An 18730-nucleotide genomic window follows, 5' to 3' on the forward strand; every position below is an offset into this window, starting at 1 on the left:
AGCGGCTTTTTGCCCCATAGCTTCGGCTATGGGGCGGCAAATCCGCCGCCGCAGGCCATCCCCACACCCTTTTTTCGCTCTACGCGACTCAAGCCCGACAGACTCCCAGCATCGATTTTTCGCGCCGCAGGCATTCCGCCGTGCGGCCTTTGCGTTTTTAGGCTCCCATCATGCAAGCACAAGACATCAGTCTCGACGTTCTGGCGGAGAAATACGCCAAGGGCGATGAGCGCACCATCGCAGACATTCACACCCGCGTCGCCCGCGCCCTGGCGGTCGAAGAGGCCGACCCGGCCCGCAGCGAAGCGCTGTTCCGGCAGGCGCTGGCCGACGGCTTCGTGCCTGCCGGACGCATCATGTCAGCGGCGGGCACCGACATTCAGGCCACGCTGATCAACTGCTTCGTCCAGCCCGTGGGCGATTCGGTGTCCGACGACAAGGACGGCAAGCCCAGCATCTACAAGGCGCTGGCGCAGGCGGCTGAGACCATGCGGCGCGGCGGCGGCGTGGGCTACGACTTTTCGCGCATCCGCCCGGTGGGTGCGCATGTCGGCGGCACCCACAGCCGCGCCAGCGGCCCGCTGTCGTTCATGCGGGTGTTCGACGCCTCCTGTGAAACGGTGGAATCCGCTGGCAGCCGCCGGGGGGCGCAAATGGGCGTATTGAGAGCCGACCATCCCGACATCGAAGCCTTCATCCACGCCAAAGACCAAGGCGCGTTCAAGAACTTCAATTTGTCGGTCGGCGTGAGCGCCGCGTTCATGCAGGCGGTCGAAAACGACGCGCAGATCGATCTGGTGCACAAGGCCAGGCCGGGAGACGATCAACTCGCTGCCGGTGCGCGCCAGCGGGCCGATGGCCTGTGGGTGTACCGCAGCGTGCGCGCCCGCGATCTGTGGGACCAGATCATGCAGTCCACCTACGATCACGCCGAGCCGGGCATACTGTTTCTAGACACCGCCAACGCCGACAACAATCTGTATTACTGCGAAACCTTCGAGGCGACCAATCCTTGCGCCGAGGAGTTTTTGCCTGATTACGGCTGCTGCTGCCTGGGCTCGATCAATCTCACCCGTTTTGTGCGCGATCCGTTCACGCCGCAGGCGCGGTTCGATGCCGAGGGCTTTCAGGCCGTCACCCGTGTTGCGGTGCGCATGCTCGACAACGTGCTCGACGTGACCTACTGGCCGCTGGTCGAGCAGCACAACGAGGCGCAAAACAAACGCCGCATCGGCCTGGGCTTTCTCGGCCTGGGCGACGCCTGCGTGATGCTCGGCCTGCGCTATGACAGCGACGACGCCCGGCGCTTCGCGGCCGACATGGCCCGCACCCTGCGCGACGCGGCCTATGCCGCCTCGGTCGATCTCGCCAAGGAGAAAGGCGCCTTCCCACTGTTCGACGCGACAAAATACCTCGACAGCGGCTTCGCCAAGCGGCTGCCCGAAGCCCTTCGCGCCGACATCGCCGCGCATGGCATCCGCAACTCGCACCTGCTCGCCGTGGCGCCCACCGGCACCATCAGCCTGGCGTTTGCCGACAACGCCAGTAACGGCATCGAACCTGCGTTCTCGTGGGTCTATACCCGTAAGAAGCGCATGGCCGACAACACCACCCGCGAGTACGAAGTCGCCGACCACGCCTGGCGCCTGTACCGCAGCCTGGGCCGAGACATGAGCGCCCTGCCGCCGGCCTTCGTTACCGCGCTGGAAATGTCCGCCACCGATCACATGAAAATGCTGCAGGTCGTGCAGCCCTTCATCGACACCAGCATCAGCAAAACCGTCAACGTCCCGGCCGACTACCCCTACGACGACTTCAAAGACCTCTACCTGCAGGCCTGGAAAGCCGGGCTCAAGGGGCTGGCCACTTACCGTCCAAACGCTGTGCTTGGCGCGGTGCTGCAAGCCACGCCCACGGCGGCCGCGCCTGCTGCCGCATCTGCCCGGACTGCCGACGACATCGATCCGCTCACCCGCCGCATCGAAGGCCGTCCCTCGGGCGACTTGCAGGCCGTCACCAGCAAGATCAGCTACATGACCTCGGAAGGACAGAAGACCGTCTATCTCTCCGTCTCTTTCGCTGAAGTAGAGGGCCGGGTGAACGGCGAGGCCGTGCGCATCGAGCGGCCCATTGAGTTCTTCATGCCTGCTGGGCAGCGCGACGAAGGTCAGCAATGGATCGCCTCCAATATGCGGCTGCTTTCCCTCGTCGCACGTTCGGGCGGCTCCATCGCCAAGAGTCTGCAGAACATGCGCGAAGTCGTGTGGGACAAAGGCCCGGTGCGCTGCGGCGAAGTCATCAAGTCAGACGGCAGCCGTGCGCCGCGCTTCCACCAGTCCGAAGTCGCCGCCATCGCCTACGCCCTGCAGGAACTGCTGCGCCGCCGCGGTTATCTCGACGCCTCCGGCCGCGAACAATCGCTGCTCTCGCTAGCGCAGCGCGCCCACGTCCCCGAGGCCCTGCGCATCGATCTCGAATCAGCCGACGCATCGCCTGAGCTGCTGCCCGGCGGACGTATTTGCCCCGAATGCGGCGGGCCGTTTCTACGGCGAGTGGACGGCTGCGACCGCTGCGAGAACTGCGGATATATCGGCAGCTGCGGTTGAGGCGCGGGTCAGGACGGCTGTACCTGTACTACGTTCGGCCCCCGCTATCCGTCAACCTCGCGGCGGGATTTCGATTTTCACTTCCAGCACGTCCAGCGTGTCCTGGCGTTCGAGTTTGACCTGGATGTCGTTGCTGTCGATCTTGACGTATTTCGAGATCACGTCGACCAGTTCACGCTGCAGTGCGGGCAGCCAGTCGGCGGGGGCGCCGTTGCCGCCGCGTTCATGCGCGAGGATGATTTGCAGCCGTTCTTTGGCGACGGTGGCGGTTTTCTTTTTTTCGCCCAGAAAGAAAGAGAGGAATGACATGGTGCGCCCCTCCCTCAACCGCCGAACAGGCGCTTGAACAGGCCTGGTTTCTGATAGTCGGTGAAGCGCATCGGCTTGTCTTCGCCGAGGAAGCGCGCCACCACGTCCTGATAGGCCTCGGCCACGTCGCTGCCGGTGAGGTGAATGGCCGGCGTGCCTTGGTTGGAGGCCTGCAGCACCGATTCGCTCTCAGGAATCACGCCGATGAGCTGGATGCGCAGAATGTCCTGGATGTCGGTGAGCGAGAGCATCTCGCCGTCGCTGACGCGCTTGGGGTTGTAGCGGGTGATGAGCAGATGCTCGCGGATCGGCTCGCCGCCTTCGATGGCACGCTTGGTTTTGCTCGACAGCATGCCCAGAATACGGTCGGAGTCGCGCACTGAGGAGACTTCCGGGTTGGTGACGATGAGGGCTTCGTCGGCGAAGTGCATGGCCATGAGCGCCCCGCTCTCAATCCCGGCCGGCGAGTCGCAGACGATGTAGGTGAAGCCCATGTCGTCGAGCTCCTTGAGCACGTTTTCCACGCCCTCCATGGTGAGCGCGTCTTTGTCGCGGGTTTGCGAGGCGGGGAGGATGAACAGGTTGTCGCACTGCTTGTCCTTGATCAGCGCCTGGGTTAGCTTGGCCTCGCCCTGGATGACGTTGATGAGGTCATAGACCACGCGGCGCTCGCAGCCCATGATGAGGTCGAGGTTGCGCAGGCCGACGTCGAAGTCGATGACGGCGGTTTTGTGGCCGCGCAGGGCCAGGCCGGAGGCGAAGCTGGCGCTGGTGGTGGTCTTGCCCACGCCGCCTTTGCCCGAAGTCACCACAATGATTTTCGCCATGAGTTCTGTCCTTCTTGAATTATTTGAGTGCCAACGGTTCGATCAGCAATTGTTCGCCCTGCAGCCGCACGGTGGTCGGCTTGCCGCGCACACCGGCGGGAAAGTCTTGTTCGGCGGTGCGATAGATGCCGGCAATGGCGACCAGCTCCGGCTCGAAGCTGGTGCAGAAAATGCGGGCGTTTGCATTGCCCCGCGCCCCGGCCAGCGCCCGGCCGCGCAGCGCGCCGTAGATATGCACATGCCCTTCGGCCATGACTTCCGCACCGTGGCTGACCACGCCCTGGACGATGAGGTCGCCGGGAGAGTAGATGCGCTGACCCGAGCGCAGCGGGCGGTCGATGAGCACCGTGGGCAGCGTTGCGGGGGCGGGTTCTTGGGCGGGTGTTGCGGCAGGGACGGAAGGCTGCGCCGCGGCTTGGGGCTCGGCGCCGGGCGCCGCAGCGGCGGGTGTCGTTGCGGGTGCAGTGGCGGCTTCGGCGCTCTCGGCTGGTTTGCGAGGGTCTCGACCGACGTCGCGGCTGTCGAGCAGGGGCAGATCGCTGGCCCCGGCCCAGGTTTGTTGCGCGGCTTGCGCCACCACGCCGAAGGGGCGCATTTTGAAGCGGCGAAGCAGGGCGGCGAGTTCGTCCAGCGGCAGGGTGGCGTCGTCGGCCAGGCGGCGCAGATCGATGGCTACGGCCTCGCCCGAGAAAAACTCGGGTGCGGCGTCGAAGCGCTGCTGCAGCGCTTCGGCCAGCACGGCGAAGTCGGGCGTTTTCACCACCAGATGCACGGCGTCGATGGCGCCGCTGCGAAGTTCAAACAAGGTGGCTTTGGAACGGGACATGGACAAACAGGACGACTGCGGGTGTGAGGAAAAAACGAATCCAGCAATCGTAGTGGATCGGTGCGGGCGGCCACAGGTGCGCGCTCGAACTTTCTCAGGCTTCTTGCAGCGCACCGTTCACCAGCCGGAGCTGGCGCTGGCAGCGCGCGGCCACCGTGGCGTCGTGAGTGACGATGATGACGGCGTCGCCCTGCGCCAGCGCCACGTCGAGCAGCAGGTTCAGCGCCACCGCCGAGGCTTCGCTGTCGAGATTGCCCGTGGGCTCGTCGGCAAGCACGAGCTGTGGCTGCGTGACCAGCGCGCGGGCAATGGCCACGCGCTGGCGCTCGCCGCCCGAAAGCTCGCCAGGGCGGTGCTGCAGCCGCGCGCCCAGGCCCATGCTCTGCAACATTTGCGCCGCGACGGCATGCGCAGCTTCAGCCGTTGTGCGGCGAATGCGCAGCGGCATGGCCACGTTGTCGAGCGCGCTGAATTCCATCAGCAGGTGGTGAAACTGGTACACGAAGCCGACATGCTGGTTGCGCCATGCCCCCTGTGCCTTGGGGCTCATCTGCGCCCAGTCGCTCCCGCAGACCTGCACACGGCCGCCATCGGCCCGGTCGAGCCCGCCCAGCAGGTGCATGAGCGTGCTCTTGCCCGAACCCGAGGCGCCGATGATGGCCAGGGTCTGGCCGCCGTCCAGGCGCAGGTTCACGTCCTTGAGCACATCGACGGCCTGCGGCCCTTCGGTGTAGCGCTTGCGCAGGTGTTCAGCCAGCAGGATGGGGGGGGTGGACATGGGCAACGGGGTCTAGACGTGAAGCCGTGCATTGCACCACAGGCTCGCGTGCGGTGGGTCAGCGCAGCAACAGAGTGGGTATGGTCGAAGCGCGCAGCAGGTCGGCGGTCTTGCTGCCCAGCAGCAGTTTGCGCACCGGTGAATGGGAATAGGCGCCCATGATGAGCAAATCGATGTTCTGCTCTTTGAGCACGGCGGAAATCACGCTTTCGGGGTCGCCCGCCCGGGCCAGCACCTGCGCCGTCATGCCGCGCGATTGCAGAGTTTGCCGCGCCCAGTCGAGCGTTTTTTCGGTCTGCGCTGAAGGGGTGCTGGCCATGCACACAGTGATGTCCAGCCCGGCGAGCAAAGGTTGCGCTCCGACCCATTCCACCGCGCGGCGGGTCATGCTGCCGCCGTCGTAGGCAATGAGCACGCGCTGCGGCGGGGTGAACGCATCGGTCACGGTCAGGATGGGGATGTGCAGGGCGCGCACGATGGCTTCGACGTGACGGCCGATGTCGCGCCCCGACCGTTCTGCCGATGCGCCGCGCCGCCCCAGAACCAGCAGGCCGATGGCGGGTGCCTGCTCGACCAGCGTCTGCGTGAGCTCGCCCAGGCGCTGACGAATATCCACCTCGGTGGCTCCCGCATCGAGCGCGCGCTGGCGCAGCTGGGCGAGCAGTGTGCGGCCGCGCTCGCGGGCGCTCAACAGCGTCTGGCGTTCGCTTTCGGCCAGTTCCTGCAGCAGATCGTCCTGCGCGCCCAAGCCGATGGCGCCGCTGTGGTCGCTGCTGGAGGCTGCGGTTTCGGGATGGCGATCCAGCACATGAAGCAGGTCGAGCAGCGTGCCCATGCGTTGCGCCGCCCAGGCGCCGTAGTCGGTGACGTAGTCGGCGAAGCGGGAATGATCCACGCAGGCCGTGACTTTGTTGTGGTCTGGCATGGTCGGCTCCTCAATGGCTCATCAACAGGTCTTCGGCGCCGTCCTTGTCGTGGACCGCGAACTTGTCCACCAGCGTGGCGCTGGCTTCGTTGAGCCCCGTGACCTCGACCTCGGTGGCTTCGCGACGGAATTTGAGGATCACCTTGTCCAGCGCGCTGATGGCCGTGATGTCCCAGAAATGCGCGCGGCTGACGTCAATGTGAACCTTGTCGATCACCTCCTTGAAGTCGAAGCGGGAGATGAAAGCGTCTGCCGAGGCGAAAAACACCTGCCCGGTCACGGTGTAAGTGCGGCTGCGGCCTTCGGCATCGGCCCGCGAGCTCACACGCAGGATGCTGCCGACCTTGTGGGCGAAAAAGAAACCCGACAGCAGCACGCCGGTCAGCACGCCCAGCGCCAGATTGTCGGTGGCGACGACCACGGCCACGGTGGCCAGCATGACCACGCTCGAACTCTTGGGATGCTCGCGCAGATTGCGGATCGAGCCCCAGTTGAAGGTGCCGATGGACACCATGATCATCACTGCGACCAGCGCCGCCATGGGAATGCGCGCCACCCAATCGCCGAGGAACACCACCATGACCAGCAGCACGACGCCCGCCGTCAGCGTGGAAAGTCGCCCGCGGCCGCCCGACTTCACGTTGATGACCGACTGGCCGATCATGGCGCAACCCGCCATGCCGCCGAGAAAGCCAGTGGCGATATTGGCCACGCCCTGGCCCACGCATTCACGGCGCTTGTTGCTGGAGGTGTCGGTGAAGTCGTCGATCAGCGTGGCGGTCATCATCGATTCCAGCAGCCCGACCACGGCCATGGCCAGCGACACCGGAAAGATGATGCGCAGGGTCTCGAAATTCAGCGGCACATCGGGCATGAGAAACATGGGCAGGCTGTCCGGGAGCTGACCCTTGTCGCCCACGGTGGGCACATGGATGCCAAAAGCCGCCGTCACGATGGTGAGCACCACGATGGCCACCAGCGGCGAAGGCACCACGCGGGTGATTCTGGGCAACAGATAGATGATGGCCAGCCCGGCCGCCACCAGAGGATAGACGGCCCAGGGCACGCGGATCAGCTCGGGCAGTTGCGCCAGAAAAATGAGAATGGCCAGCGCGTTGGCAAAGCCCGTGATCACCGAGCGCGAGACAAAGCGCATGAGCCTGTCAAAGCCCGCCCAGCCGATGATCATCTGCAACACGCCCGTCAGCAGCGTGGCGGCCAGCATGTATTGCAGCCCGTGTTCTTTCACCAGAGACACCATCACCAGCGCCATGGCGCCGGTGGCGGCGGAGACCATGCCGGGGCGCCCTCCGGCGAAGGCGATAACCGTGGCCATGCTGAAGGCGGCGTACAGCCCCACCTTGGGATCGACCCCGGCAATGATGGAAAAGGCAATGGCTTCGGGGATCAGCGCAAGCGCCACCACGACGCCCGAGAGCAGATCGTTGCGAATGTTGGAAAGCCAGTCCTGTCGGAAGGTTTGCATCATCAGGGACACCTTTGTTGTCGTTGTGCGGCAACGGCATGGCCTGCTTGATCAAGGCGATCCTGCGTGGCACTGCAGCGAAGCAGCTGGGGAAACCACCCTGCAGAACCGCAGGGGAATCATCGCTCGACACGCCGCAGCGAGGCGGTGGATGAGGGGAGTCGTTGCGACCCTCCGAGCGAAAACCAATGCGATTGTAGGGGAACTTGCGACGCAGCGTGCGGCTACTGCGGGGTGTACTCCGGCACCAGCGCGTGCAGCGCGGCTTTGATCTGCGCAGGCGACTGCGCGCCGCTGGCGGCGATCCACAGCTCCAAGGCCTGCAAATCGATGGGGTCTTGCTCGGCCTGGCGGGCGACCCGCAGTTTGGGGTGGGGCGTGGGCAGGGTGGTTTCGTCGTCGGCCAGTAATTCCTCAAATAGCTTCTCGCCGGGGCGTAGGCCGGTGAAGTGAATGGGAATTTCTTCTTCGGTCTTGTTGGAGAGCCGGATCATCAGCCGCGCCAGATCGACGATCTTCACCGGCTCGCCCATGTCGAGCACGAAGATGTTGCCGCTTTCCCCCATCAGCCCCGCCTGCAGCACGAGCTGCGCGGCTTCGGGAATGGTCATGAAGTAGCGCACGATCTCCGGGTGGGTCACGGTGACTGGCCCGCCGGCGGCGATCTGCGCCGCAAAGCGCGGCACCACGCTGCCGCTCGATCCCAGCACATTGCCGAAGCGCACCGCGCAGCAATGCGTGTCGGGGTGCTGCGCGGCGTGCGCCTGCAGCGCCAGCTCGGCCAGCCGTTTGCTCGCGCCCATCACATTGGTCGGGTTCACCGCCTTGTCGGTGGAGATGAGCACGAAGCGCTGCGCGCCGCTGGCCGTGGCCGCGCGTGCCGCGCCCAGCGTGCCCAGCACATTGGTGCGCAGCGCCTCGATGGCGTTGTCGTCTTCCATCAGCGGCACATGCTTGTAGGCCGCGGCGTGCAGCACCACGGCGGGGCGGTGCCGCTTGAACAGGTCGAGCAGCCGCTCGGGCTCGCGCACGTTGGCGGTGTAGTAGCGCACGGCCAGCTCGGGAAAGCGTGCCTTGAACTCCTGCTCCAGCGCATAAATGGCGATTTCAGACGAGTCGATGCACACCAGTTGCCGCACGCCGAAGCGCGCAATCTGGCGGCACAGCTCCGAGCCGATGCTGCCGCCCGCGCCCGTGACCAGCGCCACCTGCCCGGCGAGCAGACTGGAGAGGCCGCGCACATCGAGCTGCACCGCGGCGCGCCCGAGCAGGTCCGCCAGCTCGACCTGGCGCGGCGCCTGACCACCGCCTGCGCTGCCGCCGCTTTGCAGCCAGTCGTCGGCGCGCGGCAGGGTGAGAAGGGCGAGGTGCGCATCGCTGGCCTGCAGCAGCAGTTCGCGGCGCGCTGGGCTGCCGGGCTCGCTGGCGATCAGCGCATGGCTGGCACCCTGCGCCTGAGCCACATGGGCCAGATCGTCCACGCTGCCGGCCACCCGCACGCCCTGCACGCTGCGGCCCACTTCGCCGCGATTCGGGCTGATGAGGGCGGCCACCTGCCAGCCTTTGCTCGATCGCAGGCTTTGCAGCGCGCGCGCGGCCTCGTCGAGCGTGCCCAGCACCAGCAGCGGCTTGCCTTGCGCGGTCGAGCGGGTCAGCCGTCCTTCGGCCAGAATGCGCGCGCCCAGCCGCAGACCAAGCAGCGCGGCGCCCGCGAACAGCGGATGCAGCAGCACGATGGAGCGCGGGAAATTGGGCAGGCGCAACAGCAGCAGCACGGCCGCCAGCGCCAGCGCCGCCACGATCATGGCCGAAGCCAGCCGCTTGAACTCGGGCACGCTGGTGTGCCGCCACGGCGTGCGGTAAACGCCCAGCCCCGCCAGCGCCGCCACCCACACCACGGCGGCCAGCGGCGTGCTGATCCACAGAATCTGCGCCAGGTTGACCGGCGCGTCATTGCGCAGCAGGCTGAAGCGAAACAGGAAGGCGAGCAGCCAGGTGAGGGCGACGAGCAGGGCGTCGGCCGCCGCGGGGCGCCAGATCGCTCGGGTCGAAAACCTCATGCGGCGCTCCGCCAGCTCAGCTCCAGGCCGCGCGCCACCAGTTCGCACACGCGGGCGCGCTGGGCGTCACTCATGTTCGAGCCCGAGGGCAGGCAGACGCCGCCTTCGAATAGCGCGCGGCTCACATCCTGCCCAGGTGCGTGGGGGAAGTAGCGGCAAGCGGCGTAAAGCGGCTGCAGATGCATCGGTTTCCACACCGGCCGGGCTTCGACGTTGTGGCGCTCGAGAAAGTCGAGCAGCGCGTCGCGGCGGGCCTGGGGGCTCTCTCCATCTCCGCCCGCCAGCACGAAGGCCGACAGCCAGCGGGTGGACTGGTGGCCCTCGGGCTCGGCCATCCAGCGCAGACCGGGCACGCCAGAGAGCGCGTCGCGATACTGCGCGAACACTTCGCGGCGGCTCTGCACCCTTTGCTCAAGCACCCGCAACTGACCGCGGCCGATGCCCGCCAGCACATTGCTCAGGCGGTAGTTGTAGCCGTCTTCAATGTGCTCGTAATGCCGCGCCGGTTCGCGCGCCTGGGTGGAGAGCTTGCGGGCGTGTTCGATCAGCGCAGCGTCGTTGCTCACCAGCATGCCGCCGCCCGAGGTGGTGATGATTTTGTTGCCGTTGAACGAAAACACCGCCAGCTTGCCGAAGCTGCCGCTGGGGCGGTCGCGGTAGGTCGCGCCGAGCGATTCGGCCGCGTCTTCGAGCATGGGCACGCCATAGCGTTCAAGCAAGGGGACGATCTCGTCCATCTCGGCGCTCTGGCCGTAAAGGTTGACGACCACGGCGGCCTTGGGCGTGATGCCTTCTGCCTGCAACGCCGCCAGCGCAACGGCCAAAGCCTGCGGCGACAGATTCCAGCTCTGCGGCTCGGAGTCGATGAATACTGGCGTGGCGCCGAGCTGTTTGATGGGGTTGGCGCTGGCCACGAAGGTCAGGCTGGAGCACAGCACCACATCGCCCGGCCCCACGCCCAGCAGCCGCAGGCCCAGATGCAGCGCCGCGGTGCCTGAACTCGTGGCGGCCGCGTGTTGCACGCCCAAGCGCGCCGCCAGCTCGCGCTCGAACGCATCGACATGCGGGCCGAGCGGCGCGATCCAGTTGCTGGTGAACGCCTCCTGCACCAGCGCCACTTCGTCTTCGCCCAGATGCGGCGACGACAGATAGACGCGCTGCGACAGCTCGCGCCGCGTCACCAGATCGACCGCGCGCCCGGCTGCGTCCACCACCGGCACATGGTCGATGCGTTGCGCGTCCATCAGCGCCAGCACGTCGCGCTGGCTGGCCTGCAGGCCGATCGTGTGCGGCGGGTGCCCAGGCAGGGCGGACAAGGGCGCCTCGTTGCTCACCCCGGCCAGCGCGGCGCGGCGCAGATCGCCGTCAGTCACGGTGCGCAGCAGACGCCCCTGCGCGTCGGTCACGAGCAGAATGCCCTGCGCCGTGGCATCAAGCCGCGCCAGCGCCTCGTGCAAGGTGGCGCCGGGGGGCAGACAAAGGGCGTTGAAGGTGTTGAGATTCATGCCGAAACTCCTTGAAGTGGGCGGGCCGGCACACCGGCCCAGGCCTCGCCGTCGGGCAGGTCTTGCAGCAGCACCGCGCCCGCGCCCAGCGTAGCGCCCACGCCCACGCGCAGATTGCGCAGCACCGTGCTGCCCGCGCCCACCAGGGCTGCTTCGCCCACCTGCACTGCGCCGCCCAGGCGCACGCCGGGGGCCACATGTGCCCAAGCGGCAATGCGGCAGTCGTGATCGACCACCGCGCCGTGATTGACGATGACGCCCATGTCCAGCTCGGCCATGGGCGCGACGACGCACTGCGCCGTGATCAGGCAGCCCGGCTGCACGCGCGCCGAGGCCGCCACGCTGGCGCTGGGGTGCACGACGGTGGCCAGCGGCCCGATGGACGCCAGCCACGCCGCCTCGTCGCGCCGTATGGCGTTGTGGCCGATGGCCACATGCACTGCGCGCGGGCCGGGCAAGGCGCTGGCCTCGTCGATCGAGAGCACCGGCACGCCGGGCAGCAGTTCGCTGCCCCAGGTGGCCGGGTTGCGGTCTGAGGCGACCACGCGTGCAAAGGCACCGCTCAACAACGCCGCGTCAGCCGCCACGCGGCCGTGGCCGCCGGCGCCAAACACGATCAACACAGGTTTGTCGGAGGATGGGGACATAGGGGTTTCAATAACGATTGACCTTGTGCAGCAGATCGCCAGACAGCGGCAGGGTGGCCAGCAGATGCACGATGCGCACGGCACTCCGGCCGTCACCATAGACATTGTCTTGCGGATGCGACCAAGGCCCGAGCGCCAGCGCCTGCCGCACGGCGGCCTCGATGGCGCTGGCCTGCGGCGGCACGTCCACCGTGTTGGCGTTGCGCTCGCGCAGGTTCTGGCGGCTGCCGACGTTGACCACCCGCGTGCCCAGACTGGCCGCCTCGATGATGCCCGACGACGAATTGCCCGCCAGCACCGCGGCGTGGCGCAGCGCGGCCAGATAGTCGGCGCGCGGCAGATGGGTGATGCGGTGAAACCCCGGCCACTGCTGCGCCCGCAGCAAGGCTTCGATGTGGCCCGAACCCGCGTCGGCATTGGGCGCCAGCCACACCACGCTGAAGGCCGAGCCCGCCCCGGCGGCCCGCAGACCGTCAAGCAGCGCCTGGGTCTGCGCGGCGGCGTCGTCCGCCTCTTGCACTACGGGGTGGAAGAGTACGAGGGCGTAAGGGCGCTCGGTCAGGCTCCCCCTCCCGGCCTCCCCCACAAGTGGGGGAGGTGAGAACAGCGCTTCGCGTTCCCTTCGGATGCCCCCCCCGGCCTCCCCCACAAGTGGGGGAGGAGCAAACCCTCTCACTGCAACATCAGTACCCCCTCCCCACGCGTGGGGAGGGTTGGGGGGGGGAGTCTGCCGCTCCAGCGCCGTCTGCAAGGCATGCAGCGCAGCCTCTCGCGGAAGCTGCCGCGCATCAGACAGATCATCCAGCCCCGGCGCGCCCACGACATGCACGCGCTGCGGGTTTTCGCCCATCGCGATGAGGCGCTCGCGCGACTGCACCGTGGCGCAGAAATGCAGCGCTGCCAGCTTACTGATGGCATGGCGCACCGGTTCGTCCACCGTGCCCGAGCGCTCGCCGCCGTGCAGGTGAATGGACGGCACGCCCAGATGCAGCGCGGCAATCGCCCCCGCGAGCATCTCGCCCCGGTCGCCCAGCAGCAGCAGCGCATCAGGACGCTCGGCCAGCAGCACCGGCGCCAACCCGGCGAGCGTCTGGCTGATCGCCCGCGCCATGCCCGCGCCATCGCGCGCGCCCACATCACTGGGAATGCGCGCCGCGATGCGCAGCCCGCTGGCCTCGATGTCGTCCACCGTGTGGCCGTAGTCGGGGTGCAGGTGCATGCCCGTGACCGCCACCGCCACCTCCAGCCCCGGATGCGCCGCGGCCACGTGCAAGGTCTGGCGCATCAGCCCGAAGTCGGCACGGGTGCCGGAGAGATAGAGAATGCGGCGGGGCATAAGAGGCGAGGGGAAATGGAGCGTGAGTCAGCCACGACGGGTGGCCAACGGGAAGATTTTTGCAGAGATTGCAGTGCGGTCACCCGGCGCATGGCGGAAAGGGCGGAACCGTACGAACGGCACCTTTGCGGCGAAAGCGCAACAGCCGGGCAAATGTGGCCCTGAAATGATGTTCGTCCCGAACGAAAATTGCCCCACCTTTGAAGGTTATGCTGACGCAAAATTGACCCGGGTGTTCCACCTACCCTGCTGCTTTTTGAGGCACGGGGGGCAGGAGTGATCACCATGGACATGATTGGCAAGATTCAGCGGATGCATTTCCGCCAGAACAAATCCGCTCGAGTGATTGCCCGCAGTACGGGGCTGTCGCGTAACACGGTGCGTACCTGGCTGCGCCAGCCAGGCGATGTTGTGCCGCGGTACGCGGTCGTGCTCGGGGCGGCGTGCGGCGGTGACACGGTAGGCGGAACGATTGGAGATGTCTGACATGATGGGATTCCTTAGACGTGGATGGAATCCCGTGTAAGCATCAATGGCGGTAAAACAGGTCGCCGCGTAGTCACTGCCACTTGACTTTAGGTCGCCGATTCTTCGGCGCTCCAGCGCAGTCTTAGTGAACTCTACGCAGGCACACGAAACGCGACGCAAGGTGAATTGGCGCAAGAATGGAGCAAACTGTCGCTTTTTCTCAAAAGAACGACATTCGCACATTTTGCACACGCTCGGTGCGATGCCTCGACTTCCCGCCCAGGAACTGTCTAAGTTCTTGATTCCAAAAACAAAAACGGCCGCCATGTTGAAATAATGGCGGCCGTGTCAGCTTGAAAATTCTGGTCGGGGTGAGAGGATTCGAACCTCCGGCCTCTACGTCCCGAACGCTTAGCCCTTGTGCCGTTTTTACTGGTGGTTTAAGGTGCTTCCTGATTATTTGGGCCATTCTTGGGCCATTGGGCCATCAGGGAGACGTATGGGGCAGATCACAAAGCGTGGGGAGTACCAGTGGCGGGCCAAGGTCAGGCGCAAGGGCTTCCCGGAGCAGTCGCGCACCTTCACCTACCGGGAGGACGCGGAGAAGTGGGTTCGCATGGTCGAGAGCGAACAGGAGACCACAGGCTTCATCGACAGGCGGGAAGCAGACAAAACCACGCTTGCCGCAGTCCTTCAGCGCTATCAACGCGAGGTCACCCCCTCTAAAAAGTCGGCGGCCATCGAGTCCGTAAAGATCGATGTGCTCCTGCGTGACCAAGCGCTGGTCGGCCTGAAGATGACCGCCGTCACAAGCGCGGAGGTCGCCAAATGGCGTGACCGCCGACTCAAGGAGGTGACCGGGGGGACCGTCAACCGCGAAATCGACGTGCTCTCGACCGTATTCAACCATGCTCGGCGTGAGTGGGACATCCACGTCGAAAACCCGATCCGGTCCATCAAGCGTCCCGAAAAAGCGCGCGCGCGGGATCGCCGCTTTTCGTCTGAGGAAGAGTCTTACCTGCTGGCTGCGCTGACTGGTGGGGAGCGCCTCGTCGATGGAACGTTCAGCAAAGGAGCTCGCAACCCGTGGCTGTTGCCTCTTGTGAAGCTCGCCATTGAAACGGCCATGCGGAGGGGGGAGTTGCTTTCGCTGGCTTGGGAAAATGTGGACCTGGAGCGCCAGACCGCTCACTTGCCCGACACCAAAAACGGCGACTCTCGAACGGTGCCCCTGTCTACACGGGCTGTGGCCATCCTCAAGGCGCTGCCAACACCAGAAGCCGACGAGGATGTTGAGGGAGAGGCAGAGGTTCAGCGCACAGGGGCCGTCTTCCCGACAACGGCGTTGGCACTGAGAAAGGGCTTTGCGCGGGCCATTGAGCGTGCTCAAGAGCAGTACCGTGCTGACTGCAAGCAGGCCAAGCGCCGGCCCATCCCGGGGTTCCTCGAAGATGTTCACTTTCATGACACGCGGCACGAGGCTGCGTCACGGCTGGCTGAGAAGCTCACGAACGTCCTGGAGCTCTCGGCGATGACTGGCCACCGAGACCTGCGCATGCTCAAGCGGTACTACCACCCCAGGGCCGAGGATCTCGCCAAGAAGCTCGGCTGATGTGGACAAGCTCGTGGACAGCAAAGGTTGTCCACGTTAGATCGCCCCGGCAACGCTCGATAGATCGCCCCTGCTGTAACGCCGGTTCCTCGATAAATCGCCCCAGTCAGGGTCGATAGATCGCCCCTGTTCTATACAGATAGGGGTTCTGATAGCTCTTCAGATACTTTTACTGGTAGTTGGGCTGCGCGAATCTGTGGAAAACCGTTCGTAGCGGACTTGGTCCATCCCACAGAGCAATCGGGGACTCAACCCTCAGTCCAAGACCTTGAAGCGCTCCGGATCGACAAGGTCTTTGAGCGGGATCTGCAGGGCGTCAGCCAGCAGCCCCATGTTGTCGATGGACACGTTTCGCTCTCCGCGCTCTACCTCGCTGACGTACGTCCGTGACAGCCCCGCATCAAGTGCCAGGGCTTCCTGAGAAACGTCGCGCAGACGGCGGGCCAGGCGCAGGTTGGCCGCAAAAACCATTCGAGCTGACTGCTTTTCCTTGTTCTTCTTCATGCAGCCAAGCGTGACCACTCACGCCCACACAGGCTACAAGCTATGAGAGACTTAATGTCAACCATGAGTGACGTTAAGTCGTTAATGGGCAGATGAAAGCAGCCTATGGGAGAAGATGAATGAGGATCGCTATTTGCCTATTCTTCGCCGCCATGATCTTGGCCGGCTGCACGACGACGGAACAGCCGGATGGCAGTACCCGCGTGTCGGTGTCGTTGAGCGACAAGCTCGGCCTGCAGCCCAGGAACGCAGCCAGCGCATCGGCCAGCACTCCTGAGGCCGCCCCGGCCGCTGACGCCGCACGGGCACATGCACCGGCTTCCGGTGCAGGGAGGGAGAGTGATATCCCTTCGAGCGCTCCTGCTGCACCGCGCGCCTCGGCGACAAAGCTGGCGGGTGTCTTCGCGAAGCATCCCTACGACGGAACGTCCAAGACCTACTTCCCACGCGTGGCTGTCACGGTCACGGACTGGTCGCGTAACGACTGCTGGGTCGGCACAGCCACCATTTGGTGGAGCAAGTCCAAGTCCGAACCTGTGCCCGCCTTCTCGGTGTGCTGGGGGCAGTCGGTGGGGTACGCGGTCAACAACGCCGCCAACCTGCACCTTTTCATGCAGCAGACGGCGGTCGAGCACAGCGGCAATGTCCGTACCGTTGGCCCCAAGCCGCCCATGCTGTCCATCCCCGACCGGCAGCCGATCAGCGAGCGGCAGCAGCTCGCCTTCCAGGGGTTTGTCCAGCAACTGGTGCTCGACACCGGCTGGCAGCCGGGCGCACCGACCAATCTCTGGTTGGTAGGGTATGACGCCAACGCGATCATCAAGCCAACCGTGCCTCCTGCCTCCAGCAACGGAGCGTCGCAGCCCGTGGACGCCAAGACCAAGGCGCAGCTCGAACAGGCGCTGAGCTGCACAGCCATCGGTCCACGATTTGAACTGGCTGAGTCGCTGCTCAAGCAGTCGGGATGGAATCCAGATCAAGGCGTCACGCCGGTCACGCTCACCGAGTCAGTCAAGGTCTATGGGGTCAGCGTCCGCAAGGTAGCGGTGTCACGTGACGGGGGTGAGCAAACCTACCGCAGCTACTTGCCCGGCCTTACGGTCCAGCAGCTTGCGAAATCAGGCTCGCTGAAGCTGGGCAAGGACGGCAAGACCTATGGCCGTTTAACCAAGGTCGGCGTGCTTTCGGCGGGCATGGAGGGCGGTGAGGCCACGCTGACCTGCACGGTCAACACCGAAGGTTCGGAGGGCTGAGCATGTCGATGCAATGCCCGAGTTGTGGCAGCACGCACATTCAGCCGATGGCTGTTGTGCATGCGGGCGGTACACAGGAGTTTCACGCATCGCACACGGCGGTCACTTCAGATGGGCAGTTTGTTCAAGGCAGTAGCCAGGGCTCCCAATCCACGGCTCTGGCTCAGCATTGCGCTCCGCCCGCGCCGCCGTCACCGCTACCGTTCATCGGAGCCTATGGGATCGGCGGCATCGTCATCTACATGTCGATGACGGTGTGCCCGCTGTTGGCACGTGAATGCGTGTACGTCGGCTTGGCGGGCCTGCGCTACAACTGGAAGCAGGCAGCTGTGGGCGTGGGACTCATCGCGCTGGGCTGGCTGCTGATGAAGAGATGGCGTACCCAGGCGAAGGCCTACAGCGCCGCGAAGCGCCGGTGGCAGAGCACGTGGTTTTGCCATGCATGTGGTCAGGCCCACCAGCGGGGGTGAGGGCAGCAGCGATTACCGTAACTATCGTAATTACCGTAATCGCCTGGTTGCGTCCTACGGATGTCGCAGAGGCTAGATGCACGCTGAAACGCTCACAAGCGTACTGGGCGTGCGGCGTTGTGCGGTGTCAGGCCACGAACCCCATTGCCTTTCGGGGCGAGCTGCCGAGGGCCGGCAGGTCGCACACCCGAATGTGATCCCGCTCGTCCCGTGCTGCCCGCCCCAGCGCGCGCTTCAACGCCAGCCCCAAGGTTCTCGGCGGCAAGTTCTTCAGCTTGTCCAGCACCTGGTCGTCCAGCGTCGGCGCAAAACCTGACCCCCAAGGGCTCTCGGCCCGCATGCGGCCATACATCTGTCGAGCGATGTGGGCCACCTGCTCTGGCGTCGGGGCCTGTACATGCAGCACCGTCATGCGCGACAGAAGTGGTGCTGAGATGCTCTCGATGCTGTTGGCCGTGGCGATCCAGTTCACGTGGCTGGCATCGATGGCGAAATCGCGGATCGAGAGGTCGATGAAGTCGCGTGCACTGCGAGGTTCCAGCAGGGTGTAAAGCGCCGCGAGCGGGTCGTACGGGCGTTGCTGGTCGGTCTTGTCGAGCTCGTCCAGCACGATCACCGGATTGGCCAGCGGCTGGTAGGCCAACTGCTCAAACACCACGCCAGGCTCCGAGTTCGACCAGAACGATTCCGACCCGGCCAGCGGCGAGCTGGACTGGGTGCTGGCCATGTCGATCACACGGAAGGGAAGGCTCAGCCGCGCAGCCAGCCAGCGGGCGGCCTCTGTCTTGCCGATCCCGGCAGGGCCGACCAGCAGGATAGGCGACCATGCCACACGGCCATCGCCCATCGCATGCAGGGCGAAGTGGTCGTGCAGTACCTCGGCCAACTCAGCGAAGTTGGGGAAGTCGCGCTGGAAGTCTTCGATCAGCGCTGTCCAGTCATCGGGCAGCTCACCCAGCTTGCGGCGTTCGTGGCCAGCGGCCCGGATGCGCTCGGCGATGTACTGGGCCCGCTTGGCCTGTTCGTGCCGATGGAATTTTGACCCACCGTGCCGATTCAATTTTGACCCGGGGTCTAAGGCCGACTGCGTCGCAGTCGGGTGTGGATAAGTCTACGGT

General features: G+C 65.4%; 18 protein-coding genes. 6 read left to right on the plus strand and 12 right to left on the minus strand.

The window, feature by feature from the left end:
- Nucleotides 1-170: 170 nt before the first annotated feature.
- Nucleotides 171-2606: an adenosylcobalamin-dependent ribonucleoside-diphosphate reductase gene (locus tag ABT24_RS05170; protein ID WP_276732095.1), complete on the plus strand. Its 2436-nt coding sequence runs from the start codon at nt 171-173 to the stop codon at nt 2604-2606.
- Between the two features lie 51 nt (nt 2607-2657).
- Here the strand turns inward: ABT24_RS05170 and minE are convergent, their stop codons facing one another.
- The 10 genes from minE to ABT24_RS05220 all read right to left on the minus strand — a co-directional run bounded on the left by minE (nt 2658) and on the right by ABT24_RS05220 (nt 13305).
- The gene (gene minE / locus ABT24_RS05175) at nt 2658-2915 is read right to left on the minus strand and encodes a cell division topological specificity factor MinE (RefSeq protein WP_013104679.1); all 258 of its coding nucleotides are present in this window, start codon (nt 2913-2915) and stop codon (nt 2658-2660) included.
- 14 nt (nt 2916-2929) lie between these two features.
- Nucleotides 2930-3742 (minus strand): septum site-determining protein MinD, encoded by an 813-nt coding sequence (gene minD / locus ABT24_RS05180; protein ID WP_013122249.1) that lies wholly within the window; start codon nt 3740-3742, stop codon nt 2930-2932.
- A 19-nt stretch (nt 3743-3761) separates the two neighbouring features.
- Nucleotides 3762-4568 (minus strand): septum site-determining protein MinC, encoded by an 807-nt coding sequence (minC, locus tag ABT24_RS05185; protein ID WP_276732094.1) that lies wholly within the window; start codon nt 4566-4568, stop codon nt 3762-3764.
- Nucleotides 4569-4662: 94 nt separating this feature from the next.
- Nucleotides 4663-5346 (minus strand): ABC transporter ATP-binding protein, encoded by a 684-nt coding sequence (locus ABT24_RS05190; protein WP_156054326.1) that lies wholly within the window; start codon nt 5344-5346, stop codon nt 4663-4665.
- A 58-nt stretch (nt 5347-5404) separates the two neighbouring features.
- Entirely contained in the window at nt 5405-6271 is an 867-nt protein-coding gene (locus ABT24_RS05195; RefSeq protein WP_276732089.1) for a universal stress protein, read from the minus strand.
- Nucleotides 6272-6281: 10 nt separating this feature from the next.
- Entirely contained in the window at nt 6282-7760 is a 1479-nt protein-coding gene (locus tag ABT24_RS05200; protein ID WP_276732086.1) for a SulP family inorganic anion transporter, read from the minus strand.
- 221 nt (nt 7761-7981) lie between these two features.
- Entirely contained in the window at nt 7982-9817 is a 1836-nt protein-coding gene (locus ABT24_RS05205; RefSeq protein WP_276732083.1) for a polysaccharide biosynthesis protein, read from the minus strand.
- Nucleotides 9814-11322: an aminotransferase class I/II-fold pyridoxal phosphate-dependent enzyme gene (locus ABT24_RS05210; RefSeq protein ID WP_276732079.1), complete on the minus strand. Its 1509-nt coding sequence runs from the start codon at nt 11320-11322 to the stop codon at nt 9814-9816. Before ABT24_RS05210 ends, ABT24_RS05205 begins: the two co-directional genes overlap by 4 nt.
- On the minus strand, nt 11319-11969 hold the full coding sequence (locus ABT24_RS05215; protein ID WP_276732076.1) for an acetyltransferase: 651 nt from the start codon (nt 11967-11969) through the stop codon (nt 11319-11321). Before ABT24_RS05215 ends, ABT24_RS05210 begins: the two co-directional genes overlap by 4 nt.
- 7 nt (nt 11970-11976) lie before the next feature.
- Entirely contained in the window at nt 11977-13305 is a 1329-nt protein-coding gene (locus ABT24_RS05220) for a UDP-N-acetylglucosamine 2-epimerase (protein WP_286737430.1), read from the minus strand.
- Nucleotides 13306-13590: 285 nt separating this feature from the next.
- Between ABT24_RS05220 and ABT24_RS05225 the strand changes: the two genes are divergently transcribed.
- Nucleotides 13591-13791 carry a hypothetical protein gene (locus ABT24_RS05225; protein WP_276732159.1) on the plus strand — a complete coding sequence of 67 codons (201 nt, stop codon included), beginning with the start codon at nt 13591-13593 and terminating at the stop codon, nt 13789-13791.
- Nucleotides 13792-14272: 481 nt separating this feature from the next.
- Nucleotides 14273-15385: a site-specific integrase gene (locus ABT24_RS05230; protein WP_276732071.1), complete on the plus strand. Its 1113-nt coding sequence runs from the start codon at nt 14273-14275 to the stop codon at nt 15383-15385.
- A gap of 255 nt (nt 15386-15640) precedes the next feature.
- On the opposite strand, the gene ABT24_RS05235 is transcribed toward ABT24_RS05230, so the two are convergent.
- Nucleotides 15641-15889: a helix-turn-helix domain-containing protein gene (locus ABT24_RS05235; RefSeq protein WP_016445613.1), complete on the minus strand. Its 249-nt coding sequence runs from the start codon at nt 15887-15889 to the stop codon at nt 15641-15643.
- A gap of 119 nt (nt 15890-16008) precedes the next feature.
- On the opposite strand from ABT24_RS05235, the gene ABT24_RS05240 reads away from it, so the two are divergent.
- Together ABT24_RS05240 and ABT24_RS05245 are read left to right on the plus strand one after the other, a co-directional pair.
- The gene (locus ABT24_RS05240; RefSeq protein ID WP_276732066.1) at nt 16009-17142 is read left to right on the plus strand and encodes a hypothetical protein; all 1134 of its coding nucleotides are present in this window, start codon (nt 16009-16011) and stop codon (nt 17140-17142) included.
- A gap of 2 nt (nt 17143-17144) precedes the next feature.
- Nucleotides 17145-17612, plus strand: a complete 468-nt coding sequence (locus tag ABT24_RS05245; RefSeq protein WP_276732064.1) for a hypothetical protein — start codon at nt 17145-17147, stop codon at nt 17610-17612.
- A gap of 127 nt (nt 17613-17739) precedes the next feature.
- On the opposite strand, the gene ABT24_RS05250 is transcribed toward ABT24_RS05245, so the two are convergent.
- Nucleotides 17740-18498 carry an AAA family ATPase gene (locus ABT24_RS05250; RefSeq protein ID WP_286737433.1) on the minus strand — a complete coding sequence of 253 codons (759 nt, stop codon included), beginning with the start codon at nt 18496-18498 and terminating at the stop codon, nt 17740-17742.
- Between ABT24_RS05250 and ABT24_RS05255 the strand changes: the two genes are divergently transcribed.
- Nucleotides 18481-18654, plus strand: coding sequence for a hypothetical protein (locus tag ABT24_RS05255; RefSeq protein WP_286737436.1), 174 nt, complete (start codon nt 18481-18483; stop codon nt 18652-18654). The two genes, ABT24_RS05250 and ABT24_RS05255, sit on opposite strands and share 18 nt — an antisense overlap.
- Nucleotides 18655-18730 lie beyond the last annotated feature (76 nt).

Origin of the sequence: Thiomonas sp. SCN 64-16, from assembly GCF_001725585.1 — a bacterium.
Taxonomy (GTDB): Bacteria; Pseudomonadota; Gammaproteobacteria; order Burkholderiales; family Burkholderiaceae_C; genus Thiomonas; species Thiomonas arsenitoxydans.